At 66.8% G+C, this 26,506-nt stretch carries 20 protein-coding genes; 3 read left to right on the top strand and 17 right to left on the bottom strand.

Features of this window, described 5'->3' with window-relative positions; genetic code table 11:
* Nucleotides 1–2: 2 nt before the first annotated feature.
* The gene (locus ABE571_RS02220; protein ID WP_346493102.1) at nucleotides 3–1,253 is read right to left on the bottom strand and encodes a 3-methyl-2-oxobutanoate dehydrogenase (2-methylpropanoyl-transferring) subunit alpha; all 1,251 of its coding nucleotides are present in this window, start codon (nucleotides 1,251–1,253) and stop codon (nucleotides 3–5) included.
* A 262-nt stretch (nucleotides 1,254–1,515) separates the two neighbouring features.
* On the opposite strand from ABE571_RS02220, the gene ABE571_RS02215 reads away from it, so the two are divergent.
* The gene (locus ABE571_RS02215; protein ID WP_346493101.1) at nucleotides 1,516–2,427 is read left to right on the top strand and encodes a LysR substrate-binding domain-containing protein; all 912 of its coding nucleotides are present in this window, start codon (nucleotides 1,516–1,518) and stop codon (nucleotides 2,425–2,427) included.
* Here ABE571_RS02215 and ABE571_RS02210 read toward each other — a convergent pair.
* From ABE571_RS02210 to ABE571_RS02175, 8 genes are all read right to left on the bottom strand, one after another.
* On the bottom strand, nucleotides 2,397–3,593 hold the full coding sequence (locus ABE571_RS02210) for a hypothetical protein (protein ID WP_313212687.1): 1,197 nt from the start codon (nucleotides 3,591–3,593) through the stop codon (nucleotides 2,397–2,399). The two genes, ABE571_RS02215 and ABE571_RS02210, sit on opposite strands and share 31 nt — an antisense overlap.
* Nucleotides 3,590–4,594, bottom strand: a complete 1,005-nt coding sequence (gene bla / locus ABE571_RS02205) for a class A beta-lactamase (protein ID WP_313212688.1) — start codon at nucleotides 4,592–4,594, stop codon at nucleotides 3,590–3,592. Before bla ends, ABE571_RS02210 begins: the two co-directional genes overlap by 4 nt.
* Nucleotides 4,591–5,634, bottom strand: coding sequence for a DUF1611 domain-containing protein (locus tag ABE571_RS02200; protein WP_313212689.1), 1,044 nt, complete (start codon nucleotides 5,632–5,634; stop codon nucleotides 4,591–4,593). The genes bla and ABE571_RS02200 overlap by 4 nt, the downstream gene beginning before the upstream one ends.
* 192 nt (nucleotides 5,635–5,826) lie before the next feature.
* Complete coding sequence (locus tag ABE571_RS02195) at nucleotides 5,827–8,034, bottom strand: TonB-dependent receptor (protein ID WP_346463096.1); 2,208 nt, start codon at nucleotides 8,032–8,034, stop codon at nucleotides 5,827–5,829.
* Between the two features lie 514 nt (nucleotides 8,035–8,548).
* A complete protein-coding gene (locus ABE571_RS02190; protein WP_313212691.1) occupies nucleotides 8,549–9,880 on the bottom strand; it encodes a peptide MFS transporter in 1,332 nt (443 codons plus the stop codon).
* Nucleotides 9,881–9,899: 19 nt separating this feature from the next.
* Nucleotides 9,900–11,900 carry a serine hydrolase domain-containing protein gene (locus ABE571_RS02185; protein WP_346493100.1) on the bottom strand — a complete coding sequence of 667 codons (2,001 nt, stop codon included), beginning with the start codon at nucleotides 11,898–11,900 and terminating at the stop codon, nucleotides 9,900–9,902.
* Nucleotides 11,897–12,895 (bottom strand): dipeptide epimerase, encoded by a 999-nt coding sequence (locus ABE571_RS02180; RefSeq protein WP_346481308.1) that lies wholly within the window; start codon nucleotides 12,893–12,895, stop codon nucleotides 11,897–11,899. Before ABE571_RS02180 ends, ABE571_RS02185 begins: the two co-directional genes overlap by 4 nt.
* Nucleotides 12,896–12,928: 33 nt before the next feature.
* Nucleotides 12,929–14,803 (bottom strand): serine hydrolase domain-containing protein, encoded by a 1,875-nt coding sequence (locus tag ABE571_RS02175; protein WP_346482210.1) that lies wholly within the window; start codon nucleotides 14,801–14,803, stop codon nucleotides 12,929–12,931.
* A 389-nt stretch (nucleotides 14,804–15,192) separates the two neighbouring features.
* Between ABE571_RS02175 and ABE571_RS02170 the strand changes: the two genes are divergently transcribed.
* Complete coding sequence (locus ABE571_RS02170; RefSeq protein ID WP_070427228.1) at nucleotides 15,193–15,828, top strand: cupin domain-containing protein; 636 nt, start codon at nucleotides 15,193–15,195, stop codon at nucleotides 15,826–15,828.
* Nucleotides 15,829–15,840: 12 nt separating this feature from the next.
* On the opposite strand, the gene ABE571_RS02165 is transcribed toward ABE571_RS02170, so the two are convergent.
* From ABE571_RS02165 to ABE571_RS02155, 3 genes are all read right to left on the bottom strand, one after another.
* Nucleotides 15,841–18,960 (bottom strand): discoidin domain-containing protein, encoded by a 3,120-nt coding sequence (locus ABE571_RS02165; protein WP_346493099.1) that lies wholly within the window; start codon nucleotides 18,958–18,960, stop codon nucleotides 15,841–15,843.
* A 135-nt stretch (nucleotides 18,961–19,095) separates the two neighbouring features.
* Entirely contained in the window at nucleotides 19,096–20,403 is a 1,308-nt protein-coding gene (locus tag ABE571_RS02160) for a HipA domain-containing protein (protein WP_346493098.1), read from the bottom strand.
* Nucleotides 20,400–20,750, bottom strand: a complete 351-nt coding sequence (locus tag ABE571_RS02155) for a helix-turn-helix transcriptional regulator (RefSeq protein WP_313218099.1) — start codon at nucleotides 20,748–20,750, stop codon at nucleotides 20,400–20,402. Before ABE571_RS02155 ends, ABE571_RS02160 begins: the two co-directional genes overlap by 4 nt.
* A gap of 332 nt (nucleotides 20,751–21,082) precedes the next feature.
* On the opposite strand from ABE571_RS02155, the gene ABE571_RS02150 reads away from it, so the two are divergent.
* Nucleotides 21,083–22,249: a nucleotide sugar dehydrogenase gene (locus tag ABE571_RS02150; RefSeq protein WP_346482212.1), complete on the top strand. Its 1,167-nt coding sequence runs from the start codon at nucleotides 21,083–21,085 to the stop codon at nucleotides 22,247–22,249.
* 114 nt (nucleotides 22,250–22,363) lie between these two features.
* Here the strand turns inward: ABE571_RS02150 and ABE571_RS02145 are convergent, their stop codons facing one another.
* From ABE571_RS02145 to ABE571_RS02125, 5 genes are read right to left on the bottom strand one after another with little or no spacing between them, the layout of a single operon-like run.
* Complete coding sequence (locus tag ABE571_RS02145) at nucleotides 22,364–23,251, bottom strand: DMT family transporter (RefSeq protein ID WP_313219175.1); 888 nt, start codon at nucleotides 23,249–23,251, stop codon at nucleotides 22,364–22,366.
* Nucleotides 23,252–23,283: 32 nt separating this feature from the next.
* Nucleotides 23,284–24,333 carry a UDP-N-acetylmuramate dehydrogenase gene (gene murB / locus ABE571_RS02140; protein WP_102788374.1) on the bottom strand — a complete coding sequence of 350 codons (1,050 nt, stop codon included), beginning with the start codon at nucleotides 24,331–24,333 and terminating at the stop codon, nucleotides 23,284–23,286.
* Nucleotides 24,330–25,385, bottom strand: coding sequence for a quinone-dependent dihydroorotate dehydrogenase (locus tag ABE571_RS02135; protein WP_313212675.1), 1,056 nt, complete (start codon nucleotides 25,383–25,385; stop codon nucleotides 24,330–24,332). The genes murB and ABE571_RS02135 overlap by 4 nt, the downstream gene beginning before the upstream one ends.
* A 9-nt stretch (nucleotides 25,386–25,394) precedes the next feature.
* Entirely contained in the window at nucleotides 25,395–26,165 is a 771-nt protein-coding gene (locus ABE571_RS02130) for a class I SAM-dependent methyltransferase (RefSeq protein WP_346482213.1), read from the bottom strand.
* Nucleotides 26,166–26,172: 7 nt separating this feature from the next.
* A complete protein-coding gene (locus ABE571_RS02125) occupies nucleotides 26,173–26,457 on the bottom strand; it encodes a DUF4190 domain-containing protein (RefSeq protein WP_313212673.1) in 285 nt (94 codons plus the stop codon).
* Nucleotides 26,458–26,506: the final 49 nt, after the last annotated feature.

The raw sequence follows: 26,506 nt of genomic DNA, 5'->3' as shown, positions 1-26,506 counted from the left end.
GTTCAGACTCCCAACTGCTGACGCTGGCGACGGAGGTGTTCGGGCATGTCCTTGTAGACGTCTTCGAACATGAGGGCCGCGCCGGGACGGTTGTCGCTGCCGAGCAACCCGTGGGTCTCGGCTTCCTTGAGGGCACGCAGGATCTCGGCATCCAGTTCGGTGCGCAGTTCGTCGTGCTGCTGCTCGCTCCACAGGCCGCGCTTGATCAGGTGCTGCTTCAGGCGGTCGATCGGATCGCCGAGCGGGAACTGCTGGGCATCATCGGCGGGGCGGTACTTGGACGGATCATCCGAGGTCGAATGCGGCCCGGCGCGGTAGGTCACCCACTCGATCAGGGTCGGGCCGAGATTGCTGCGGGCGCGTTCGGCGGCCCAGCGCGAGGCGGCGTACACGGCCAGAAGATCGTTGCCGTCCACACGCAGCGACGGAATGCCGTAGCCCACGCCGCGCGCGGCGAAGGTGGTGTTCTCACCGCCGGCAATCGCCTGGAAGGTGGAGATCGCCCACTGGTTGTTGACCACGTTGAGCACGACCGGCGCGCGGTACACGTGCGCGAAGGTCAGCGCGGCGTGGAAGTCGCCTTCGGCGGTCGCGCCATCACCCACCCATGCGGTGGCGATGCGGGTGTCGCCCTTGATCGCCGAGGCCATCGCCCAGCCCACTGCCTGGATGTACTGGGTGGTCAGGTTGCCGGAGATCGAGAAGAAGCCGTAGTCCTTGTACGAATACATGATCGGCAGCTGGCGGCCCTTCAGCGGGTCGGCCGCGTTGGACAGCACCTGGCAGATCATGTCGACCAGCGAGACTTCCTTGGTGATCAGGATGCCCTGCTGGCGGTACGTCGGAAACTGCATGTCGTCATCGCGCAGCGCCAGGGTCTGGCCGACCGCGATCGCTTCCTCACCCAGACACTGGATGTAGAACGAGGTCTTCTTCTGGCGCTGGGCGATCAGCAGGCGGGCGTCATAGGCGCGCGTCTTGAGCATGGCGTGCATCGCACGCAGCAGCACGGTGTCGTCGATGTCGGCGGCCCACGGGCCCACGGCGTCGCCGTTGTCATCCAGCACGCGGATCAGCTGGCCGGTCAGCGGTGCGGTCTGGCTGGCGCTCACATCCACGGGCGGTTTGTCGACCGCGCCGGCGGGGCTCAGCTTCAGATAGGAAAAGTCGGTGGCCTCGCCGGGACGGGCGCTGGGCTCGGGCACGTGCAAACGCAACGGTTCACGCGTGGCGGGGATCTGGGGTGATGACATGTCAGGGGCCTCGCTGGGCTTGGGTCATGGAGCTACAGGCATACCGCAGGCGGGGGGCAACGGTAATGGCGATGTTGGCGCGCCGACATCCGGGCGGGATCTCGTCGCGAAGCGGGTAAGGGCCAGCGCTTGCAAGGCGGCTGGGGCCATGGCGCATTGCACCCGGTGTGAAGTCTAGAGGCACAGCGGCTTATCGTAAATTTGTTTAATTGCGTATGAGGTATTGTTTATTCAGATATCCTCATTCTGCGGGAGCCCGTGCATGCAAATCCCAGCCAACATGACCCTGCGCCAGCTGCGGTACTTTGCCGAAGCGGCCGAGTTGGGGCAGTTTTCGCAGGCTGCGCGCAAGCTGCACGTCTCCCAGTCGGTCATCACCACCGCGGTCGCCCAGCTGGAAACCTCGCTGGGGCTGAAGCTGTTCGACCGCATGCCGCACGGGGTCGGATTGACCGCCGAGGGGCACCGCTTCCACCAGCATGTGCGGCACATCCTGGATACGTTGCAGGACGCGCTCAGCGAGCCGATGTTCCTGGCCAACACGCTGCCGGGCCGGGTGAGGATCGGCGCCTCCTACACGGTGCTGGGCTATTTCCTGCCGAGCCTGCTGGCGCGCTTCAAGCGCTCCTACCCGCAGGTGGAAGTGGACCTGGTCGACATGGACCGCGCGGCGATCGAACAGGGCGTCAGCAGTGGTGAGCTCGATTTCGGGCTGTGCATCATCTCCAACATGGCCGAGCCCTATGTGCTGCGGCGCCAGGTCCTGATCCGCTCGCGCCGCCAGCTGTGGCTGGCCGAGTCGCATCCGCTGCTGCAGCTGCCGGTGATCAGACCGGCCGACGTCGAGCCGTACCCGTACATCATGCTGATGGTCGACGAAGGGCAGGAGTCGGCGATGCGCTACTGGCGCTCGGTCGGGCGCGAACCCAACGTGGTGTTCCGCACCTCGTCGCTGGAAGCGCTGCGTGGCATGGTCGCCTACGGCTTCGGGGTCAGCATCCTGTCGGACATGGTCTATCGACCGTGGTCGCTGGAGGGGCGCCGGATCGACGTACGCACCCTCACCGATGCGGTACCGCCGATGGAAGTCGGCCTGGTCTGGCGCCCGGACGAAGACCTGTCCGCGCCGGCACGCGCACTGCATCAGTTCCTGGTCTTCGCCTGTGGCGGATGAGCGCCGATGGCATCGGCCAGCGCGGGGCGCGGATCGGGCAGTTCACCCACGGGCGCGGTGAAGGCCTGCCCGCGGCGTGACCAGATCTGCCACGCCGAATAGGCCAGCAACGGCACCACGTAGGTGGCCAGGATGGCGTAGGCCAGCAGTCGGTAGCCCTTTGCGATCAGTGCGACCAGGCCGATGCCATCGGCCATGAACACGGCCATCAGCAGGATCGCCACGATGATCGCCACGCGGACCCCGCGCTTCGGTGCGGTACCGGTGCGTTCCTTCCAGTTGACGCTGATGCGGCCGTCCACCGAGGCCATCAGGGTGACGCCGGTTTCGACCAGGGCCACCATGATCATCAGGCGGAACAACAGCTGGAACCACGGCAGGCCGAGCTGGCCAAGCATGAGGTCCGACGGCAGCGGCGCGTCGGCGATGTCCGGCAGGAACGCGATCATGCAGACGTAGAACACGATCGCCGGCAGGATCGCCAGCGGGCCGGCCAGGGCGCCTGCGATCACCGCATCGCGCCGACACAGCAGGTGGCGCACGACCAGCAGGATCGAGACCGCCGCGAACATGTTGTAGCCGGCGTAGGTCACGCCGTTGAGCACCCAGTCCTTGCCCAGTTCATGGGTGTTGGAGAGCTGTGCCATCGCGCCGCCACCGAAGCGGTACAGGATCAGGCACGCGGCAATGGCGTAGACCAGATACATGAAGGCCGACATCAGCTTGAACATACGTTCGACGGCATTGGTGCCGGCCTGCACCACGCCGGTGATGATCGCCACCAGCAGCAGGGTGCCCACGATGCGCGGCCAGCCGAACATGGTCGCGGCCAGTTCGCCGGCGGCGGCACCGAACACGGCCAGCACCACCACGATCAGCGCCAGGTAGGCCACCTCGAAGGTCCACCAGCCACGGCCGAGCAGATGCCGGAAGAAGGTGCGGTAGTCGTTGGCACGGATCGCCCGTGCCAACAGGAACGTCAGGATGCAGATCACGCTCCAGATCAGCATCGACAACACCATCGCCGCCAGGCCGCCCCAGGGGCCCGAGGGCAGGAAAAACTCCGCCAGCTCACGGCCGGTGGCGTAGCCGCCGCCGATCACGGCCGACTTGAACGCCAAACCGGGCAACAGATACCGCTGGAACCGGCTGGCGGCGGCGGTCACTTGCGGGCGGCCGTGGGCTGCAGCAGGTAGAAGTCACGCACGGTGCGGGCGATCTCGGCGATCACACGCTCACGTTCGCTGCGCGGGGCATTGCTGGCTTTGACGAACACGGAGATCGCGAACTGGCTGCCATCGGGCAGGGTGACCACGCCCACATCGTTGACGGTGCCGGCCACGGTGCCGCTCTTGTCGGCCACCTTGGTGCCCGGCGGCAGGCTGCCCCGCAGGCGTGCACTGCAGGTGCGGCAACGTTCCATGATCTGCACCAGCACCTCGGTGCTGGCCGGACTCAGCGCCTTGCCGGTGAACAGCTGGGTCAGCAGGGTCGACATCGCCCGCGGCGTGGAGGTGTCGCGCGGATCCTTGTCGAAGGCTTCATTGCCGGATTTGGTGCGCTTGACGACCTCGGGGTCGAGGGTCAGTTCGGCCACGCGCTCCTTGGTCAGCGGCTCGTCACCGAGGCCGAAGATATCGCTGAGCAGCTGCCGGGTGTTGCGATCCAGGCGCTGGCCTTCAATGCCCTGCGCACGCAGCCAGGCAGTGACCGCAGCCGGCCCGCCAGCCTGCGCCACCAGCACGTCGGTGGCGGTGTTGTCGCTCTGGGTCAGCATGACCTCCAGCAGGTTGTGCACCGACAGGCTCACGCCGTCGTGGATGAAACGATCGGCGATCACTTCCGAATCGACATAGAACGATTTCGGCACCGGCACCATCGTGGTCAACGCCAGTTCGCCGGCATCGACCTTGGTCAGGATCACGGCCGCCACGGCGACCTTGAACGTGCTGGCCATCGGGAATGCTTCGTCGGGATTGAGATGGACCTGCGCCCCCTTGCCATCCAGGCGCCACGCCGAGACACCCACCTTGCCGTCGACCAGGGTAGCCAGGCGCGCGACTTCGGTTTCCACCGGGCTGGTCTTGCTGGCGCTGAACGCGGCGAGCGGACTCAGGCCCAGCAACGCGGCAACGCACAGGCTCAAGGTACGGGATGTCATCTTCATGCGATGCAGGCCTCCAGCAAACGGTTGAATTCCCCATCTTGCCGCATCGGGTCGGCCACCGGCAGACCAAGACGCGCGCTGACCTCGGCACAGGCGGCCGATGCCGCGGCCTCGGTCATGCCATGGGTGTTGAGACTGACGCCGACGCAGCGGATATCAGGATTGGTACGGCGTCCCAGCTGTACGGTCAACGCGATCACCTCTTCGATGGAGGGCAGCGGATAGTCCGGATACCCCAGCACGTGCTTGCGCCCCGGCTGGTGGCAGACCACGAACACATCCGGCTGGCTGCCATGCAGCAGACCGAGGCTGACGCCGGCGTAGGCGGGATGGAACAGCGAACCCTGGCCTTCGATGACATCCCAGTGATTGTCGGCCGCATTCGGGCTGAGCAGTTCGGCGGCACCGGCCGAGAAATCGGCGACCACCGCGTCCATCGGAATGCCGCTGCCGGCGATCAGGATGCCGGTCTGGCCGCTGGCACGGAAGTCGGCATCCACGCCGAGTCCACGCAGGCCGCGTGCCAGCGCCAGCGCGGTGTACTTCTTGCCCAGCGCGCAGTCCGTGCCGACGGTCAGCACGCGCTTGCCGGTGCGCTTGCGGCCGTTGCCGACCGGGATGCCGCGCGGCGGCACGCGCACGTTGATCAGCTCGCGTCCGTGGCGTTCGGCCGCGGCAGCCAGTTCCGGAATGTCATCCAGCTTCTGGTGCATGCCACTGACCAGGTCCAGGCCGTTTTCCAGTGCGTCCACCAGCGCCGGCAGCCACTGCGAGGGAATCACCCCACCGCCGTTGGCCACGCCGATCACCATCGCACGGGCACCGGCGGCGCGCGCCTGCGCGGGGGTCATGCTCGGCAGGCCGGTGGTGATCGGGCAGCCGGGCAGGCTCCACTCGGCCACGCACACTTCCGGCGCCCAGTCGTGCAGGCCAATCGCGGTCTTGGCGAAGCCCGCTTCGGTGGTATCGCCCAGGAACAGCAGGTACGGCTGGGGGAGGGCGGCGAGAGCCTGTACGGCTGCGGTGGGCGTTGCGCTCATGAGGGATCCAGTAGTCGGCGGAGAGAAGAGAGGGGAGGCATTCACGACGAGGGGCTCGCAGTTGTTAGACCTGGTTGGATCTGTATAAGTCCTAATCAGAGAATATGCAACCCAATCAGGATAATCCTTTAGTCTCTTCCGACGGTGGGCCCGGCGACGGCGTGCGCGCCACCGGGCACGGCGCTACGGCACTCAGTAGCGATAGTCGATCGACATGCCGATCGTGCGGGGCTGCAGCGGCACGCCGGTCACCGCGACGTAGCGGTTGAGCGCGTCCCGCACCGAGCCGGTGGAGACGTAGGCACGCTCGTCGGTGGCATTGCGGGCGTACAGGCGGACCGTCCAGGTCATGTTGGTCAGCTCGGCATGCAGGTCCAGCGCGTTGTAGCTGTCGATGTCGTACGCGCCGGCCACGCGCTCGCCGGTGACCCGGTAGCCGGCGCCGACCCGGCCCTGCCACTGGTCGCTCACATCGAAGTCGTAGTCGATCGTGCTGGACCAGCTCAGGCGCGGCGTCATCGGCATCCGGCTGCCGGACACCAGTCCGCTGGACGGCGGTACATCACCGATCTTCGAATCGATGTAGGCGGCATTGAGGCCGATCGTCAGGCGCTCGGCCGGGCGGACCATGAAGCTCAGTTCCGCCCCCTGGCTGCGCGCGCTGCCGGCGTTGCCCATCCAGCTCAGGCCGTTCTCGGAAACGCGCACCTGGATGTCGTCCCAGTCGATCCGGAACAGCGCCAGGTCGATCATCGCGCGGCGGTCCCAGAAGTGCGATTTGAAGCCGAGCTCGAGGTTGTCCAGCGTGTCGGCCTTGGTCATCGGCACCACGCCGGAGGTCGATACGTTCGGTCCACCCGGGCGATAGCCGGTGGCGTAGCGCGCGTAGATCATCGAACTGTCGTTGAGGTGCCAGCGCGAGGCCAGCTTCCACGTGGTCACGCTGTCATCGGCGGAGTCGGCCAGATCGATCGGCCGCGGGCCGTACAGCAGCCCGGTGCTGTGCTGTTCGAAATCCTGCTGGTTGCGCGCGTGCCGCACACCGGCGGAGACATCGAAGCGTGGGCTGAACTTATACGTGACGTCGGCGAAGATCGCCTGCTCGTCATAGGTGCCGGGCAGGCTGGCGGCACCGGGGTTGAACGGCAGCGGGACGCCGTTCGCATCGTAGGCACTGACCTGCTGGCGGTTGGTGTTCTTCTCGCCGGTGAAGAAGGTGCCGAGCAACCATTCGAAGCGCTCGTTCTCCTTGGAGTTCAGGCGGAACTCCTGGGTCCACTTGCGCGTGCCGAGGAAGACATCGAACTGGGCCTGGCCGGCCGGGTACGGGGTCAGCAGCGGCCAGGCCACGCCATAGACCAGCGTGGAATCCTGCACTTCGTCCATGCGGGTTTCGGAGAAGCTGGTGGCGGAGACGAAATCGACGTTGCCCAGATCCCAGTCCAGGATCGCCGAGTAGTAGTCGGTTTCCATCCGGTACGGCGTGGCGCGCTGGAGGATGCCTTCGAGCGGGCCGCGGATCGGCTCCAGCGTGGGATAGGTCAAGCCCACCGCACTGGAGTTGTCGGCATCCACGATCTGCGACAACGCCTGCACGCGCAGGTTGGCGGTGTCGCTGATGCGCCAGGTCAGCGCCAGGCGGGAGGCCAGCTGGTAGTAGCCGTTGCTGTCCTTGGCGTCCTCGCCGGTGAGGTCGGGTTGATCCACATAGCCGGGCGTGCCCTGGCGCGAAAGGCTGGCGCGCAGGCCCAGCTTGCCTTCGATCAGCGGCACGTTGAACGAGGTGCGCACGCCAGTGCCCACGTCGCCCGCTTCCTTGGTGGCATTGACGTCCATGCCGGCGCGGAACTCGAAACCATCCGGATCAGCCGCCTTGGTGACGTACTTGAACAGGCCGCCCATCGAGCTGGCGCCGTACAGCGTGCCCTGCGGGCCGCGCAGCACTTCCACGCTCTGGATGTCATACGGCAGCAGATCCAGTGCATAGGTGGTCGCGCGCTGCTTGTTGCTGCTCGGGCCGATCGGGGTGTCATCGATGTAGGTGCCGATGATCGAGCCACCGCCGAGGGGCGCGACACCGCGCAGTGCCATCGTGGTCTGACCCGGTGCGCCGCCGCTGTCGACCTGGAAGCCCGGTACGTAGGCGGCGAAGTCGTTCAGGCGGGTGGCGCCGAACGCCTCGAGACGTTCTTCGCTGATCACGCTGACCCCGGCCGCCACCTCCATCACGTTCTCGGCGCGCTTCTGTGCGGTCGCCACCACGCGATCAAGCTCCACCACATCGGGTGTGCTGCGGCTGCCATCGGCGTCGGCATCCTGGGCCATCGCCGCGGTGGCAAGGCCCATGCAGCACAGGGTGACGGTGGAGGCGAGGATCGAACGTTTCATCGGCTTGCGCATGTGGCGGGCTCTCCGGAATCAGCAACGGGGTCAGGCAGGAAAAACGACGGCCGTGCACGGCGGTAACCGCCGTGCAGGGGTAGGGACGCGCGCGCTGTCGCAGCCGCGCCGGGTTGGCACGTCGGTAAGGGGAGGGGGCGTGGGGGAAGGAAACGGCAGGTAACGGGCGTTGGCAGGTGCAAGGCCGTGTTGCTGGCCAGCGGCGCGATGGGCGCGGAAGCCCGCGGTCAGTGCGGGCGCGCGGGCATACCGGCGGCTGGGGTCGTACGGAAACTGATCGGGCATTTCGACATCCCTACAAATCCTAGGCAAGGAATATTTAGCCTGATCAGGTATAAGTCAAGCGCAATCAGAAAACATCGTCCCATTGCGGACTATTGCGCTGCAACAATTCAGCGGGTGCCGAACGGCGTTGCCGGGCGGCCTGATCTGTCCCAGGGGCGTACGCCGGGAAACGGGTCGCTATCGACCGCGATCGTCGCTGCGGCCGATCGCCCTGCTCAATGCTGCCGGCTCAACCCGACGTCACCGCACCGTCGGCCGCGGCGGCACGCTGTGGTGCAGGTGCAGCATTGCCGGCGAGCAATGGTCGGGCACGTCGCTCCAGGCGCAGCATCAGCACCGCAACCAGCATGCAGGTGCCGGCCATCAGCGAGAAGAAGACGGCACTGGAGAGCGTTGACCACAGCGTGCCGACCGCGCCGGCCAGCAGATTGCCGCCGAACGAGGCCAGGAACCAGAACGCGATGATCGTGGCACCAAAACCGACCGGCGCCAGCCGTGCGAACAGGCCCAGTCCCACCGGCAGGATGAAGAGCTCGCCGAAGGTGAAGATCGCAAAGAACAGGACGGCCCACAGCCAGCCCACCTTGGCCGACGGTTCACCGCCCAGCATCGCCACCAGGGCAAAGGACAGGCCGACCACCGCAGCACCGATCGCCATCTTGGTCAGTGCGGCCGGCTCGCGGCCGTTGCGGGCCTGGCGGGTCCAGTGCTGCACCAGCATCGGCGTGATCAGGAACACCAGCAGCGGATTGAGCGAGAAGAACCAGGTCATCGGCAGGGTGAAATCGGCGGTGAGCACGCGGTCCACGCCGGTATCGAGCCAGATCGCGATGGTGTTGCCGATCTGCTCGTAGGCCAGGCGGAACACCACGATCAAGCCGGCAATCATCGCCATCACCTGCAGCAGCGGGCGGTAGGCTGGCTGCCACAGGGCGGAGAAGGGCAGCGTGGCGCGTTCGCTGCGCGGCGGATCCGGCGGCAGATGGCGGCGGCCGGTGATGTAGATCACCAGGCCGAGCAGCATGCCGATGCCGGCCGCGGAGAAGCCAACGTGCCAGCCATACACCTCACCCAGCGTGCCGCAGATCAGCGGGGCGAGAAACGCACCGAGGTTGATGCCCACGTAGTACACATTGAACGCCGAGCCACGGCGCGGATCATCGCGCTGGTACAGATCGCCGACCTGGCCGGGCAAGGTCGGCAGGAACAGCCCGTTGCCGAGCACGATCGCCAGCAATGCCGGATACAGCAGTGCATCGAAGGCCATCAGGAAGTGGCCGAACGCCATGATCGCGCCGCCCAGGATCACGGCCCGCCGCTTGCCCAGCCAGCGATCGGCGAGCATGCCGCCGAACACCGGGCTGAGGTAGGCCAGCGCCGTGTACAGGCCGTAGACCATCGAGGCCTGTTCCTGCGAGAACAGCAGCTGCTTGGTCATGTAATAGACCAGCAGCGCCCGCATGCCGTAATAGGAGAACTTCTCCCACATCTCGGTGAGGAACAGGATGGTCAGGCCTGGCGGTTGCCCGAACCAGGCCTTGCGCGGTGCATCGAGGGTCATCGGGCAGGGCGTCCGTAGGTCAGAGCTGCAGACCGGTGCTGATCAGGCGCTGGGTAATGGCGACGAACGCCACCACCACGCCTGCCAGTGCGACCACCCAGGCACCGTAGCGGCGCACGCGCGGCCAGCTGGCCGGCGCGCGGACGGCCACCCAGACCAGTGCGAGGGCGGCGATAACGCTGAGCCAGGACAACGCCTGCACCAGGATCAACGGCCCGTTGGTGTACGAGGAGATCGCGCCCGGACCAGCGATCGATTTCACGTACAGCGCCCAGGCGACGACGGTGCCCAGCTGCGTGGTGATCGACAACGTCTGCAGCCAGCGCAGGCCGCGGCGTTCTGCCGGCGCGCCGACACGGTAGTAGCGGCGCACGAACACGCCCCCGATGCGCAGCACGGCCGACAGCGTCAGCAACCCCAGCGCGACGAACAGCGCCGGGCGCAGCCACGCCGGCGAACGCCAGCCCGGAATCGGTTCAAAGCCGAACACCGAGGCGAACGGGCCACCGGAGAAGTACACCGGCCGGCCGTCCTTGACCTTCACTTCCAACAGGCCGCGGCCGTTTTCCTGCTGCCACAACCACGGCGACACCTCGCGCCAGCGCAGCAGCTGGCCGTTGAGGCCCTTCTGGCCATCCACGGTGATGGTGCCGTCATCCTGCGGGTGCACACGGATCGGTGCGAACAGCGTCAGCATGCGCAGATACGAACTGTCCGAACGGCGCGTGCTCTGCCAGCTCGTCCCGGCCAGCGCAGCGGCGTGCTCGCGGGCCGTGGCAGCATCCACGCCCGGGCCGGCGCGTTCGATCGGCAGGGTCGGCAGGAAATTCTCGACGAAGCGCTCCCACACCTGGGCGCGCAGGGCAGAACCGGCCGCATCACGCCCCACGCTGTTGGTGGAAACGAAGACGCCGATGTTGCGTTCCGGGATCATCCACAGCCACGAGTAGAAGAACAGCATCGTGCCGCCGTGCGAGCGCGTGTCGTAGCCCCCGGTGTCCGAGGCCATCCAGCCCAGGGCCATGCGCGGCAGATGCGGCAGGATCGCCGGCTGCGGGGTCAGCATCTGTGCGTTGGTCTCGGCGCGCATGATGCGCTGGCCGTCGAGCTCACCATGATTGAGCGTGGCCATCATGAAACGTGCCATCGCCGAGCCGGAGGCATACAGACCGCCCACGCCCGGCGCGGTGTTCTTCTCGGCCGGATAGCTTTTGCCCGAGCCCAGCAGATAGCCCTTGGCGGCATGCGGCAGCAGCTCGGCCGGCAGCTTCTGTTCGAAGCTGGCGTACTGCATGTCCAGCGGCTGCAGGATGTGCTGCCTGGCGTAGTCCTCGAAGCGCTGGCCGCTGACCCGCTCGACGATGTACGAGGCGATGCCGGTGGCGTAGTTGGAATACGCCGGCGTGGTGCCCGGTGCGGAGATCTGGTTGGGCACCCATTCCTTGAGGTAGTTGTCGCGGTTGGCCGGATGGTCCGGGCCGAGCACGATCAGGTAGCGCATGCGCTCTTCCAGACCGCTGGTGTGGGTCATGATCTGGCGCAACGTTATCGGCTCGCCCTTGGCCGGGACCTTGATGTCCAGGTAGGTGTTGATGTCGGTGTCCAGGTCCAGCTTGCCCTGTTCCACCAGCTGCATCACCGCGGTCCAGACGAACAGCTTGGAGATCGAGCCCGGGCGGAACAGGGTGGTCTTGGGATCCACCGGCGTGCGCTTTTCAACATCGGAGAAACCAAAGCCACGCTCGGTGACGACCTTGCCGTTCTCGACCACGGTGACCACGGCGCCGGCGAGATCGCCCTGCGCCATCAGATAGGGCACCAGGCCATCCAGGAACGTATCGACACGGGCCGCATCCAGCGTGCCGGTGGCAGCCGGTGCGGGCGTGAGGGTGTCCGGCGTCTCGGCAGCCACCGGTGCGGCGGGTGTCGCGACGGGCGTGGGTGCCTGCGCATGCAGCGGCGAGAACGCGGCGGTGGAGGCCAGCAGCAGGCCGCAGATCAGGGGGCGCCAGAGACTCATGCCTGCACTCCCTTGCCCCACACGGCATCTTCGCAATGCACCAGGCCCTCGTCGTAACGCAGGCCCGGCACGCGGTCGTCGCGCAGGAACAACGGGCCATCCAGATCCACCACGTCGCAATGCTGGCCCACGATGAAGGCCGGTCCCATCGCCCAGCTGCTGCCGATCATGTTGCCGACCATCACCTGCATGCCCAGCGAGCGTGCCTTGCCGACCATCGCCAGGCTTTCGGTGAGGCCGCCGGCCTTGTCGAGCTTGATGTTGATGACGTCGAACAGACCTGCGAGCGCTTCGATCTCTGAAACGTCCTGCACGCTCTCGTCGGCGGCGAACGGCAGCGGCCGCGCGAAGCCGTTGAGCTCGGCTTCGCGACCGCGCGGCAGGGGCTGTTCCAGCAGCTTGATGTCGTTCTCCAGCAGCACCGGAATCAGCGCATCGAGCACATCCACGCTGTAGCCCTGGTTGGCGTCCACGCCCATCCACACCTCCGGGCGCACCTTGCGCACCGCGCGCACGCGCTCGATGTCGATATCCAGGTCACCGCTGAGCTTGAGCTTGAGTGCCTTGGCCGGCGCATAGCGTCCGGTGGCGATCGACTGCATCGTCGCCGGGTCATCGGCGCCCAGCGTCCAGGTGGTCAGCAGCGGCCGGGTCTGTGAGAGTCCGGCCAGCGCCCAGGCATGCTTGCCGGTGCGGCTTGCTTCCAGATCCCATAGCGCGCAGTCCAGCGCGTTGCGCGCACCGCCGCGGGGCAGCAGCTGCTGCAGTTCGGCGCGGGTGATGCCGGCTTCGATCCGCGCACGCAGCAGTTCCAGCGTGGCCAGCATCTGCTCGGGCGTGTCATTGAAGTAGTACACGCCGCTGGCTTCGCCACGGCCGCGATGGCCGTCCTCTTCCAGTTCCACGCGCAGCACCGGCGCGTTTTCGAACACGTAACCGCTGATCCGGAACGGGGCCAGCAACGCAAGCGAGTCGATCTGCAGGGTCAGTTTCACAGGATGTCTCCAGCCCCAAGGCGGGGCCATGGGTCAGTAGTTGAGAGCGAAGTCGGCCAGGCCCATCAGGACCAGGGCGTAAGCGAGCACGCAGGCCGACAGCAGCAGCAGCGCGGCCCACAGGCGCGCCAGCCAGCCGCGTCCAGCGCGGACCGTCTGCACCAGGTTCCAGGCCGTTGCGCCGATTCCGCCGATGATCGCGATCACCGTGGCGATGCCCAGCCCGATCACCGCCGGATCCAGACGATCATCCAGGCGCGCGAAATCGGCCGACGCCCAGGCCATCACGGCCATCGCGGCGGCAGGCACCAGCAGCAGGAGCCAGCAGGCGGCGCGGCTCAGGCGATAGGCCAGCACGGTGCTGCGCGGCCAGCCCAGCACGCGACCATGGCGGCGGCGGACGAACGCGGCGATCGGCCACGCCAGCGCGGCCAGTGCCAACACCGCCACCGCAGCGGTCAGCAACGGCTTGAGCCACAGCGCCGAGCGGAAGCCTTCCGCGACCAGGAACACGTTGAACGGGGAGGAGGAATCCACCGCGAAGCCGACCGGCTTGCCGTCCTTGAGGATGGCGGCCAAGCGCAGTTCGCTGTTGTTCGCCTGCCACAGCCACGGTCCGATCGGCTTGAAGGTGGTCGGCTGCCCGTTGGGCTGCTTCAGGCGCGGCAAGCGCAGGCTGCCATCGTCGAGGGCTTCCAGGCGCGTCTGGGTGAGGATGCCGGTGCGGCCGATGCCGGTCTCGGCGCGACGCGAATCGAGATAGCTCGGTGCGGCCAGCTGGCGGGCCTGCGCCTTGGCCAGCGCCGCGTCGACGGCCGCTGCCGGGGCCGCGGTGCCCGCCGGGAAGTAGCGGTCAGCGAAGTTTTCCAGCAGTTCACGCCGGATCGGGCCGGTGATGCCATTGGCGCCGGCGCTGTTGAGCGAGACGAACAGGCCGACATCGTGATCGCGGAACAGGAACAGCTGTGAGTGGAACGAGTAGGTGTCACCGGCGTGTGACACCACGCGCTGGCCGTTGACATCGATCTCGTAGAAGCCGAGCGCCATGGTGTTCAGTGGCGGCGCGAAGCGGGTCTGCGGGGTCAGCATCAGCTGGCTGGTCGCGGCCTTCAGGATGGCGGTGTCGTGACCGCCGGCCGCACTGAGGTGCGCGATCATGAAGCGCGCCATGTCGCTGCCGGTGGCCGAGAGGGCGCCGGCCGGCGCGGACGGGGTCACTTCGAACTCACGCGGCTTGCCCGAGCCGAGGGCATAGCCCTTGGTGACCAGGGCGCGCAGCGCCGGCGGCAACGGCTGGCGGAAGCTGGCGTGCTGCATCTGCAGCGGCACGAAGATGTGCTGCTCGACATACTCGGCGAAGGGCTGGCCCGACACGCGCTCGACGATGTAGCCGGCCAGGCTGGTGCCGTAGTTCGAGTACGCGGGCACGGTACCGGGCGCGAAGATCTGCGCCGGCACGCGGCGCTTGAGGTACGGCCCCAGTTCAATGCCACCGGCTTCGGCCACGGCCTCGCTGGTCCACATGTACTTGATGTTGGCCTCGAAGCCGCCGGTATGCGTCATCAGCTGGCGCAGCGTGATCGGCAGGCCGCGTTCGGGCACCTTGAAATCCAGGTACTGGTTGATGTCCGCGTCCAGATCCAGCTTGCCCGCTTCCACCAGCTGCATCACCGCGGTCCAGGTCATCAGCTTGGAGACCGAGGCCATCCGGAACAGCGTGCGGTCCGGATCCACCGGCGTCTGCTTGGCCACATCGGAGACGCCGTAGCCGCGGCGGACCAGGATCTTGCCGTCCTTGACCACGGTGACCACCGCACCGGCGATATCGCCGCGTGCGATGGCATACGGCATGAAGCCATCCAGCCAGGTGGTCGCATCGTCGGCGGTCAGCCGGGCAACGGAATCCACGCCGGCAGGCGGTGTGGCCGCCTGGGGTGGGGAGGATGGCCGCTGTGCGTCGGCCTGGAAAGACAGCAACAGCCCACAGCACAAGCCGACAAGCCCTGACAACGCACGCATGTGACGATCCCCTTCAAACCATCTCAATCAGACAACAATATTCCTGATCAGAGAAATGTCAAATGCGCGTGATCGCGATTGGATCGCGCAAACCGGGCTGAATGTGACGATTGGATGCCCAGCGCAGGCCGTTTTTTGACCATTGAGAACGTTTTCAGGGCGCAGAGAAGCGCTTAACGCGGCGAACGCGACAAGAAAGCATCCTGATCAGGATGGCATTCATCTCTACGTAGTATCGTATCGGCAACTTCACCAGCAATAGCCCAAAGGTCCTGTCGATGAGCCCCAAAAGCCCGACGCTCGGAACCCTGCTGCGCGGTCTGCGCACCCGCCAGGGATGGACGCTCAAGGAAATGAGCGAGCACACCGAAATTCCGCTGTCCACGTTGTCCAAGATCGAGCATGACCGCTTGACCTTGACCTACGACAAGCTGCAGCACCTGTCCCAGCGCTTGAACCTGCGCATGTCCGAGCTGTTCTCCGAGCCGGAGACCGACAGCGCGCCCAAGCCGGTCACCGCGCGGCGCAGCCTCGGCTCGCTCGACAAAGCGCTGCGGGTGCAGACCGACAACTACGATTACTACTATCTGTGCACCGAACTGCGGCGCAAGCGGATGATCCCGATCCTCACCAAGGTGCGGGCCAAGACCACCGCCGAGTTCGGTGAGCTGGTCCGCCACCCGGGCGAGGAGTACGTGCATGTGATCGAAGGCCGCATCCAGGTCCACACCGAGTTCTACGATCCTGTGGTGCTGGAGACCGGGCAGGGCATCTACATCGACAGCCAGATGGGCCACGCCTACATTGTCGATACCGGCTGCGAGGAAGCGGTGCTGCTGGCCGTCTGTGCCAGTGCGGACGAGGATCTGATGGAATCGCTGATCACCCTGCATGAGCAGGAGGGCGGGGTCTGACCTTCCCCAGTCTCACCACGTCGCCTCCAGCCGGCGGAACGGCTGCGTGAGCAGTACACCGCGTGCGTCGTAGTCAGTGAGCTTGCGCCCATCCACCCGCACGGACGTCGGGCGTGTCCGGCTCGGCCACCACACCCGCACCGCGGTGTCCTTGCGCAGTCCCTTGCCCAGCGTGACCTGCAGCGCTCCGTCGCGCTGCCGGGCCTGCAGCGCCAAGGTGCCATAGGCGGTCGGCAGGCGATCCACGGCCAGCCCATCGCCGACCAGCCATGACGGCGGGGTGCCGGGCAGCAGTGACAGTGCGTCATCGTCCTCGCGCATCAGCATCCCGAACAGCGTGCGCCCGTATTCGGCACCGATCCAGGTATGCGGCATGTCGCCGAGGTAGCGCGGAAAGCGCAGCCGCGAGTGCACCACCTCGGCCAGTACCTGCCATTCCAGCGGGCGGCGGTCGTGCAGCAGGCCCTGCAGCAGTTCGTCGGCCGCCTCGGGCTGGTCCAGGTGCACGTAGCTCAGCACGTTGCGGATTTCATACGGCGTGTAGGCGTACAACGCGCCCGGCTCGCCGCGCTTGCGCACATCCTGCAGATACCGCGCGAACGTGGTGCGCAGTGCCTCCGCCGGCAACACATCCTGTGCGCCGGTCGGGTCGAGCGCGATCGACACACCGGTCGGGTCGCCATCGCCAAGGTCGGCCGAAGAGGGAATGAAGTCGATGCCCTTCCACGCCATCGTGGCGCGGATCGAGGCAGCCAGCGCATCGTGCAGGGCGGCGTACTGTTCGCGCGCCCATGCGGCGGTTTCGTGATCGCCGAGGGATTCGGCCAACCACGCGCCGTCATGCCAGCCCTTCAGGCCCCAGTAGTCGTCCCAGTAGCTGTGCGTGGGCGACGGGTAGCCCTCGTGGCTGATCGATGGCGCCAGGATGCCGGCGAAGCGTTCGGGCGCGGGCTGGCTGGCCATGTAGCCCGGCACCAGCGTGCGCTCGCGCAGTTCCTGCAGGAAGCGCATCGCTGCTTTCACCTTGGGCAGGTAGGCGCGCACCGATTCCGGGCCGCCATCCAGCCGCGCGACGTCGGCGACCAGACTGATGTACTGGCCTTGGCTGTCGTATTCGATATCCGAGCCGAAGCCGGTGTTGACGCTGCCGTCGTCGTTGAGGATCGGCGAGACCAGGCCGTTGGCGTGCACGCCGTGCTCGCTGTACCAGGCGAGGTAGTCGCGCGCGACCTGGGATTCGCCCATGCGCAGCAGCACCGCCGAGGTGGCCATGCCGTCGCGGATAAAGGAGCGGTTGTAGTTGCGCGGGCCGGGCTGCATCGCCGGGCCGGTCTGGTTGATCAGCATGTAAGCGGCCTGCGCGCGCAGCATGTCCACCAATGAGGGATCAGGCAGGCGCAGGCCGACCTGGCCCAGGCGCGCCTGCCAGTCGTCCGACGCACGTTTGGCCAGCGCCTCGTACGCGGCATCGGGTGCACGGGGTATGCCGGAGAGACCCAGCGCGGGCGCATCCGGCAGGGAGCCGTCTTTGGCTGCTGCCGCGGTGCCGAGCGGGAAAGCGACCACCACCGAGTGGCTGGCACCGGGCGCAAGCTGCACGCGGTAGGCCAGCGCCGCGGAGGCCAGGCCATCGGCATCGCGTGCATGCATGGCGGCGGGCAAGGTGCCGCTGGCGATCGCCGCGGTGATCTCGCTGCTGCCGTCCTGGCCGAACGGTGCCGCACCGGCCGCATCCACCGGCGTCAGCGATTGGAGAAGGGCGCGACCGTTGATGCGCACACGTTGCCCTTCGATGGCGACCTCGCGGATCGGTGAGAGGCCACCGTTCTGCCACGGCGGATTCATCTGCATCGGCCGTACCGCCAGGGTCAGGGTGCCGTCAACGGGCGCACTGCCGGTGTTGCGCAGGCGGTGACGCACGAAGGTGACCGGCTGGCCATCGAGCTCGACCGCAAACGCTTCGCTCTGCAGTTCCAGCCCGGGTTGTGGCGACCAGGTGGCCGAGGGCATCGGCTTCCAGCCGTCGCGCAGTGCGTGCTGCACCGGTTGGTCGGCGGCGCCTGCGGCAACACCGTCGGCATTGCGCCAGATCGGCTGCACCAGCGGTGCGCCCTTGAAGGCCTCGAGGTTGCCGTACTCGTCGAAGATCGATTTCTGCCGGCCGGCATGGATGCCGACTGCGGTCCAGTAGGTCTGCTGCAGGTGCAGCGAGGCCGGGAACAACGCGCGCTGCGCGCCACTGGCGGCAATCTGGTAACGCTTCATTGGCGTCATCACCGCCTTCGGCCCGAGCAGGCGCAGGCGGTCGACCTGCGGCGCGTCGCCCTCCACCGTCAGGCGCAGCGCCGTGGCGGTCACGGCCGCAGTGCCGGCCAGCCAACTCTGCTGGCGTGCAGCGGCCTGCGGATCGCGCGCAAGCTCCATCCAACTGCCCTGCGCATCACGCGCCTGCAGCCGTGCGGCGCCATGCGCGCCTGTCCAGTCCACGGCCAGGCCGGTGGTAGCCACGGCACGCGGCAAGGTGATCTCAAGCCTGTGCGTACCGTCCTTGCCACGTGGAATCGTGACCGCGCTGCCGCCTTGCCACAGCGCCGCGGCCTGGGCTGCATCCACCCCGGCCACACGCGCACGGGTGGTGCTGTCCAACGGCTCCAGTTCGAAGATCGACACGCCCCAGTCCGACGTGCGCTCCGGGCTCGCCAGGCGAAGGTAGCGGGCCTGGCGTGGCGCGAAGTAGAGCGTCTCGATACCGCCGAGTGAATCGCGCATGGTGTAGGCCGGCTGCCACTGCTGGCCGTCCAGCGAGGTCTGCAGGGTGTAGCCCTCGGGATTGGAAACGTCCCAGGTGATCTGCGCGCCGCTGAGCGTGCTCGGCGTGCCCAGGTCCACCTGGAACCAGTGGCCGGGGCTGAAGGCGCCGCCGGTGACTGTCTTCGGGTCGCCATCGATCAGGTGGCTGACCGCCATCGCCGGCACCTGCTGGGAGGAACTGCTGGCCTGCCACTGGCTGCGCGGCGGCAGGGTCTGGGCGGCAGCGCCTAAGCTCAGCGCGAGCGCAGAGAAGAGCAGGGTAGCGGCCATGACGCGGCGCGGCCGGTGCACAACAGTCGAACGGTCAGCATGCAGCCCCATCAACGTGCTCCTGATCTGAAACGACCCCGACGGCGGGGTAGAGGTCACGCTAGCAGGGGCTGTAACCGTTTACATGACGCGTCGCAATATCGAACGCGGCATCAGGTGAGTGGATTTGCGATCGGCTCGCGCGCGTCAGCGAATGTCCGTGCGCAGGCTGCCGCGGATCTGATCGCGCCAGACCCCGGCGACGCCGGCCTCGTCGGCAAAGTGCGGCCAGCGCAGCACGCTGTGCCGGACCTGCTCAATGATGTCCCGGGCGCGGCGGGCATTGATCGAGGCGGTGGCGGCGCATGCGGCCAGGTCGGCCACGTCGAACCCCTCGCGCTTGCCGTTGATCGACATCTGGTGCCGGGCCGTCCAGTCGCCGTCCGGGTTGTACGCCCAGGTGATGTCGAACGCCGGGGACAGCGACCATTGGCCCTGCCGGTCCATCAGGTAGGCGATGTTCTTGACGTGGTCGTCCTGGTTGCGCGCGATCACGTTGAACACCATCCGCCGGAACTGTTCCTCCAGCTGCGCCATGGGCAGGCGCAACTGACGCATGACCAGCAAGGCCTGCTCGTAGGAGTAGGCAGTGGGATCATTGAAGTCGAAGTGGGCCATCGCCGCCAACGACTGCATGTGGCGCTTGCCCCCTGCATCGGTGCGGTCGAAGCGCTGGGTCATGAAGTGGCGGCGGCCGCCTTCCTCGAGCAGTCGGCACTCGCTGATCTGGATGCCTGCATCACGCGCCATCAGTGCGTAGGCGTACTCGACCACGCCGTAGCCCTTGGGGTCCGCCAGTTCCTTGTCGCGGTTGTTCTGCACGCCATCGAACTTGAGCAGCCAGTAGCTGAAGCCTGGCGCCGCCGCGGCCTGGCCCGATCGGACTTCGCCGGTGCCTTCGTTCCAGGCAATCACAGCCTTGGCCCGTGCGCCACCGGCCGAGGTACCCACGCGCAGAATGTCGCGCAGCGCATCCGCACGGTCTTCATCGCCGAACGAGGCGCGCAGGTTGTCGCGGTTGCTCAGGACCTCGGTGGCCAGCGCAACCAGGGCATCGATCTGGATCTTGTGTGCCGTGCGGACGCGCGGCCCATGCACAGGCGAGAACTCCAACGCCCCCATGCCGCGTGTGCCGGTGTAGCAGAGCCGCTCCACCGCATTGAAGCTGTCCGGGGTGCGGCCCTGGGTGGCCAGCCACGCGTTGATCAGGGTATTGCCGTACTTGTCCGGCAGGGCGTCGGCGAGCAGGCCGGGCAGGCCATGGAAGCCGGAAGGGTTGAGGGAGGGGAAACCGTAGATCCGATCCGCCGCGAGCGGCATGGTCAATGGGGCGACCTCAATGCTGGAACGTGCGAAGGCCGGGTCGTAGGCAAATTGTGCGATCCGCTCGCCGTCGGCCAGCGTTACCGCGCCGATGCGGCTGCCCCACAGGCGCACCTCGGCCGTGGTGCTCATTGCTCATCGCCCCAGGTCCACGGCTTGGCCGGTGCCGCCGCGGCCGCCCCCGGTCGCGCGCGCTGGCGCGGGTGGCCGCGGCGCTTCAGCAGATCGAGCGGATTGGGGCCGTCGCTGGGCAGCATCACGTCCAGCGCATCCAGCCTGCCGAGGGCCCGCAGGCAACGGATCAGGTTGGCCAGCTGGGCGGGCGTGCCGTCTTCGAGCCGCTGCACGGTGCGCTTGGAGACGCCGGCCGCATCAGCGAGCTGTTCCTGGGTGATGCCCTGCGACAGGCGCATGCGGGCAAGGCGGTGCCCGAGCTCCACCAGGACAGCCTCGTCGGTCATCAGATGTGTGATCGTCATAAAGTGACCCTCTTGACGCTTTAGCATCCACTATTTGGATACGGCGTCAAGCATGACGCTTTGTGGCACTTAAATGATATTAATATAAAGCGTCACATATGGCTATTTAACTTGAAAAAATGGCATAAAGCGCCACCAATGACGTTTAACGATACATGTATTAACTGGGGCCATTGGGACCCCGAAACCCTGCGCTCGCACGATGGGCGCCGGCCAGGCAGCGCCAATCACAGGGATCGGGTCGAAATGCCGCCCACCTGCGCCGGCGTTCAGTGCACGGCGTTTGCTAAAATTCGCAGTTCACTCTGGACGCTGTAAAAGAAGGACCTTGAATGAAGATTGCCGTCGCCGGTACCGGGTACGTGGGCCTGTCCAACGCGGTGCTGCTCGCACAGCATCACGAGGTGGTGGCGCTGGACATCGATCCGGCCAAAGTGGCGATGATCAATGCCCGCCAGTCGCCCATCGAAGATGTCGAGATCGAAGACTTCCTAGCCAACCGCGCGCTGAATCTCACCGCGACGCTGGATCCGGCGCAGGCCTATGAGGGCGCAGATTTCGTCATCGTCGCCACGCCGACGGATTACGACCCCAAATCGAATTACTTCAACACCGGCTCCGTGGAGGCGGTGATCGGCGATGTGCTGCGGATCCATCCGTCTGCCGTCATCGTCATCAAGTCGACCGTGCCGGTCGGCTGCACGGCCGCGTTGCGGGCCAAGTTCAACACCGACGCCATCCTGTTCTCGCCGGAGTTCCTCCGCGAAGGCCGCGCGCTGCATGACAACCTGCACCCGAGCCGGATCATCGTCGGCGAGCGCTCCGAGCGCGCCGCGGTATTCGCCGAACTGCTGAAGGAAGGCGCGATCAAGAAGGACGTGCCGGTGCTGTTCACCGACGCGACCGAGGCGGAGGCGATCAAGCTGTTCTCCAACACCTACCTGGCAATGCGGGTGGCCTACTTCAACGAACTGGATACCTACGCCAGTTCGCACGGGCTGGATACGCGCCAGATGATCGAGGGCGTCAGCCTGGATCCGCGCATCGGCGGTCACTACAACAACCCGTCCTTCGGCTACGGCGGCTACTGCCTGCCCAAGGATACGAAGCAGTTGCTGGCGAACTACAGCAAGGTGCCGCAGAACCTGATCCACGCCATCGTCGAGTCCAACCGCACGCGCAAGGATTTCATCGCCGATGACATCGTGGCCCGCAATCCGAAGGTGGTGGGCATCTACCGGCTGGTGATGAAGGCCGGCTCGGACAATTTCCGCGCCTCGGCGGTGCAGGGCGTGATGAAGCGGGTCAAGGCAAAGGGCATCGAGGTCATCGTCCACGAGCCGGTGCTCACCGAGCCGACGTTCTATCGCTCCCGCGTGGTGAACGATTTCGCGGCGTTCCTTGCCGAGGCGGACATCATCGTCGCCAACCGGCTGACGCCGGAGCTGGAGGGCGTGGCGGACAAGGTGTACACGCGGGATCTGTTCGGTTCGGATTGAGCCTGGAGAGCATCCACGCATGGCGTGGATCTACCCGCAGGCGACCGTTTGTCGCGGGAGGGCCACGCCGTGCGTGGCCGACTGCTCCGGGCCCCGCATCACCCCATGCGGGGGCTATTCCCCCGGCTTGGCGGCCGCTGTGACTGCCTGTGATTTCGCCCGCCGTGCCAGCGTCGCTTCGCGGTGGGCGATGTAGGCGTTGGCGCCGAGGATGATGCCGGCGCCGATCACGGTCCAGCGGTCCAGCGCTTCATTGAACAGCAGCCAGCCCAACAGGCTCACCAGCGGCAGCTGCATGAAGCTGATCGGGGTCAATGCGGAGACCTCGCCCAGGCGCAGCGCACGGGTCCACAGCAGCTGGCCCAGCGTGCCGAGCACGCCGGTCGCGACCAGCCAGACCCACGCCAGGCCGGTCGGCCAGACCCATACAAACAGCGCGGGCACCAGCGACAGCGGCACCCAGAACACATAGGTGTAGAACACCACCGTATCGGCACTGTCCACGCGGGTGAGCTGCTTGATCTGGATCGCCACCAGCGAACTCAGCACCGCGGCGCCCACGGCGACCAGGGTGCCGGGGGTGAAGCTGGTCGAGCCCGGGCGCACGATGATCAGCACGCCGATGAAGCCGATGATCACCGCCGCCCAGCGGCGCATGCGCACGGTTTCGCCCAGCCACAACACGGCAGCGATGGTGACGAACAGCGGCGTGGAGTAGGAGAGCGAGATCGCCTGGGAGATCGGCAGATGCCCGATCGCCCAGAACGCGCACAGCATCGAGGCCAGCCCGATCGCACTGCGCAGGAAGTAGCGCGGCAGCTGCTGCGTCTTCAGCGGTGCACTGCCGGGACGGATCAGCATCGGCAGCAGCGCCAGCAGGCCGAAGGCGTTGCGGAAGAACGCAACTTCCTGGGTCGGCACGTACCGGGTGGCGTAGCGGATCGCAATCGCCATCAGGCCGAAGGCCAAGGTACTGCCGAGCATCAGCAAGGCGGCCCGCAGCGGCGTGGCCACCGGTAACGCGGGGGCGGGGTTCACCACTGTGCGCCGATCAGCCTGGGCTCGGGTTCGATCGGCACGCCGAACTTCTCCAGGACCGAGGCGGAGATCCGCCGCGCCAGCGCGAGCAGTTCTTCACCGGTGGCCTGGCCATGGTTGACCAGTACCAGCGCATGGCTTGGCGCCACGCCGGCATCGCCATCGCGATAGCCCTTCCAGCCGCAGCTTTCGATCATCCAGGCAGCGGAGATCTTGCGGCGGCTGTCGTCGTCGGCCGGGAACACCGGCAGCTCGGGGAAATGCTGCAGCAGCACCTCCACCTGTTCCAGTGGCAGGATCGGGTTCTTGAAGAAGCTGCCCGCATTGCCGAGCACGTCCGGATCGGGCAGCTTGCGGCGGCGGATGTTGATCACCGCGTTGGCCACATCGGCGGCCACCGGCAGTTCAACGCCCATCGCCTCCATTTCTTCGGCGATCCCGGCATAGCCCAGGCGCAGGCCATGCAGCAGCGGCAGCCGCAGTTCGATCGCGGTGATCAGGTAACGGTCCGGGTCGTGCTTGAAGATGCTGTCGCGGTAGGCGAACTGGCAGCCTTCCGCATCGAAGCGCACCCAGTCGTTTTCGTGTCGGTCCCAGGCATCCACGGCCTGGATGAACTCGCCGACCTGCGCGCCATAGGCGCCGATGTTCTGGATCGGTGAGGCGCCGGCAGTGCCGGGGATCAAGGCCAGGTTCTCCAGCCCGGAGAGGCCGTTCTGCAGCGACCACATCACCAGCCCATGCCAGTTCACGCCGGCACCGGCGCGCACGATGGTGTGGTCGGCGCGGTGCTCCAGGATCTCGATGCCGCGGTTGGCGAACACCAGCACGGTGCCTTCCACGTTGTCGGCGATCAGCACATTGCTGCCGCTGCCCAGCACCAGCAGCGGCTGCTCTGCGACGCGTGGCAGGGCCAGCACCTCCGGCAATACGGAGGGATCGAACACCTCCAGCAGCTGCGCTGCCGTGGCGTCGACATGGAAGGTGTTGAGCGCCTTCAGCGAGGCGTTTTCAGTGATGGCCCAGGCAGTCATGGCGTCGTTCACAGTGGTGCCACCGCGCCGCGGCTGGGCGCCTCTCTGCGGCGGCGGATCGCCTCCACGCAGTCATGCACCAGCTCCGGGCCACGGAAGATCAGGCCGCTGTAGCACTGCACCAGTGCGGCGCCGGCGGCCATCTTGGCCACCGCATCCGCGCCGGATTGAATGCCGCCCACGCCGATCAACGGCATCGACTCGGGCAGGCGTGCACGCAGGCGGCGCAGCACCAGGGTCGACTGGCCCAGCAGTGGCGCACCGGACAGGCCGCCGGCTTCGCTCGCTCGCGGGTCACCGGCCACCGCACTGCGGTCGATGGTGGTGTTGGTGGCGATCACGCCGTCCACCTTGAGCTCACCGAGCACGCGCGCGGCGGCATCGATGTCGCGGTCGCTCAGGTCCGGGGCCACCTTGACCAGCATCGGCACGCGCCTGCCGTGCTGGGCGGCCAGGCTTTCCTGGCTTTCGCGCAGCTGCGAAATCAGCTGGCGCAGCGCGGTCTCTTCCTGCAGCTCGCGCAGGCCGGCGGTGTTCGGCGAGGAGATGTTGACGGTGATGTAGTCGGCCAGCGGATACACCTTCTGCAGGCAGTGCTGGTAATCGTCGAACGCCTGCTCGTTGGGGGTGTCCTTGTTCTTGCCGATGTTGATGCCGAGCAGGCCGGTGCGGCGCTTGGCGCGCTCGACATTGCGGACCAGTGCATCCACGCCCAGGTTGTTGAAGCCCATGCGATTGATGATGGCCTGGTGGTCCGGCAGCCGGAACAGCCGCGGCTTCGGGTTGCCCGCCTGCGGGCGCGGGGTGATCGTGCCGATCTCCACGAAGCCGAAGCCCAGGGCCAGCAGCGCATCGATGTGCTCGCCGTTCTTGTCCAGGCCGGCGGCCAGGCCCACGGGATTCGGGAAACTCAATCCGAACGCGGTGGTCGGCAGCGGGTCGATGCGGCGGCCCATCAGCGGCGTGGTGCCGGTGCGATAGGCCAGGTCCAGCGCGCTCAGGCCAAGGCCGTGGGCGCGTTCTGCATCAAGGGCGAACAGGAAGGGGCGGGCAAGCGAGTACATGGCGTTCAATCAGTCCAGCGTGCCGACAAAGGCACGGGTTTGGTATTCAAAGGCAATCTGGCCGTCCACCGCATGGGCGTCGAACAGCTGTTGCAGTGCATCGAGCATCGCCGCGTGGCGCGGGTGGCCGGCCTGCGGTGCATAGGAAGAGGACAACAGGCGCCCGCGCAGGCCGTCGTAGTCCATGCGCTGCACGTTCGGCAGGCGGGCCATGCCGCGCAGGCCTTCGCCGAACCACGCGCGCATGGTGTCATCGTCCTGGTAGCGCTCGGCCACCTCGGTGTAGTCGGTGCCGAACTCCAGCAGCAACTGTTCGTAGCCGATCAGGAACGGCGAGGCATCGAGCAGACGCGAGTTCCAGAACACCAGCGCCATGCCTTCGGGCTGCAGGATGCGCGCCCATTCGCGGCGCACCGCGGTGGTGTCAAACCAGTGGAAGGCCTGCGCGGCGGCAACCAGGCCCACGCTGTTGTCGGCCAGGCCGGTCGCCTCGGCGGTGCCGTCGGCGACCTTCAGGCGCAGATAGTCCGGCGCAAGCAGCTGCTCGGCCGCCTCGCGCATGGCCGCGTTCGGCTCCACCGCGATGACCGGGTGGCCAGCGGCCAGGAACAGCCGGGTGGAAATGCCGGTGCCGGCGCCGATGTCGGCGACCAGGGTCTCGGTGGGTACACCGATGTCCTGGTGCAGCCAATCCAGCAATGCCGGGGGATAGTCGGGACGGTAGCGGACGTAGTCGGCCACCCGACTGCTGAAGCGTTCGGTCGAATCCGAGCGGCTCATGTGCACCTCACGATTGGGTAGCGGCAAACCAGGCCAGTCCGCCGAAGAACAACAGCACCACCACCAGGGCAAGCAGACTGCCGATCACGATGATCCAGCCCAGGATCAGGCCGGCCAAGGCCATGCCGTCGCCTTCCAGCTCCAGTGGGCGGCGGCGGATCTCGGCGCGGGCCAGGTGGCCGGTGATGATCGCCGCGACGCTGCCGATGAAGGGCAGGGCGGTCCAGCCGAGGATGCCCATGATCAGGCTGACCACGGCCATGGCGCTGGTTTGTCGGGGCGGAAGGCTCATGCAGGTCCTGGTCGCGGTGGGGTGGTTCGATGATAGGGCCAGCGGCGGG

Source organism: Stenotrophomonas sp. TWI273 (assembly GCF_039674765.1).
Classification (GTDB): domain Bacteria; phylum Pseudomonadota; class Gammaproteobacteria; order Xanthomonadales; family Xanthomonadaceae; genus Stenotrophomonas.
Note: the sequence above shows the minus strand (reverse complement) of the source record. Positions and strands in the feature narration are given on the sequence as shown.

Bases quoted from the DNA above. Each gene is read 5' to 3' on its own strand.
- bla (WP_313212688.1), bottom strand. From the start codon at position 4,594: ATGAAGATGACATCCCGTACCTTGAGCCTGTGCGTTGCCGCGTTGCTG.
- ABE571_RS02150 (WP_346482212.1), top strand. From the start codon at position 21,083: ATGAAGATTGCCGTCGCCGGTACCGGGTACGTGGGCCTGTCCAACGCG.
- ABE571_RS02220 (WP_346493102.1), bottom strand. From the start codon at position 1,253: ATGTCATCACCCCAGATCCCCGCCACGCGTGAACCGTTGCGTTTGCAC.
- ABE571_RS02170 (WP_070427228.1), top strand. From the start codon at position 15,193: ATGAGCCCCAAAAGCCCGACGCTCGGAACCCTGCTGCGCGGTCTGCGC.
- ABE571_RS02165 (WP_346493099.1), bottom strand. From the start codon at position 18,960: ATGGGGCTGCATGCTGACCGTTCGACTGTTGTGCACCGGCCGCGCCGC.
- ABE571_RS02160 (WP_346493098.1), bottom strand. From the start codon at position 20,403: ATGAGCACCACGGCCGAGGTGCGCCTGTGGGGCAGCCGCATCGGCGCG.
- ABE571_RS02155 (WP_313218099.1), bottom strand. From the start codon at position 20,750: ATGACGATCACACATCTGATGACCGACGAGGCTGTCCTGGTGGAGCTC.
- ABE571_RS02195 (WP_346463096.1), bottom strand. From the start codon at position 8,034: ATGCGCAAGCCGATGAAACGTTCGATCCTCGCCTCCACCGTCACCCTG.
- ABE571_RS02130 (WP_346482213.1), bottom strand. From the start codon at position 26,165: ATGAGCCGCTCGGATTCGACCGAACGCTTCAGCAGTCGGGTGGCCGAC.
- ABE571_RS02190 (WP_313212691.1), bottom strand. From the start codon at position 9,880: ATGACCCTCGATGCACCGCGCAAGGCCTGGTTCGGGCAACCGCCAGGC.
- ABE571_RS02215 (WP_346493101.1), top strand. From the start codon at position 1,516: ATGCAAATCCCAGCCAACATGACCCTGCGCCAGCTGCGGTACTTTGCC.
- ABE571_RS02185 (WP_346493100.1), bottom strand. From the start codon at position 11,900: ATGAGTCTCTGGCGCCCCCTGATCTGCGGCCTGCTGCTGGCCTCCACC.
- ABE571_RS02200 (WP_313212689.1), bottom strand. From the start codon at position 5,634: ATGAGCGCAACGCCCACCGCAGCCGTACAGGCTCTCGCCGCCCTCCCC.
- ABE571_RS02135 (WP_313212675.1), bottom strand. From the start codon at position 25,385: ATGTACTCGCTTGCCCGCCCCTTCCTGTTCGCCCTTGATGCAGAACGC.
- ABE571_RS02125 (WP_313212673.1), bottom strand. From the start codon at position 26,457: ATGAGCCTTCCGCCCCGACAAACCAGCGCCATGGCCGTGGTCAGCCTG.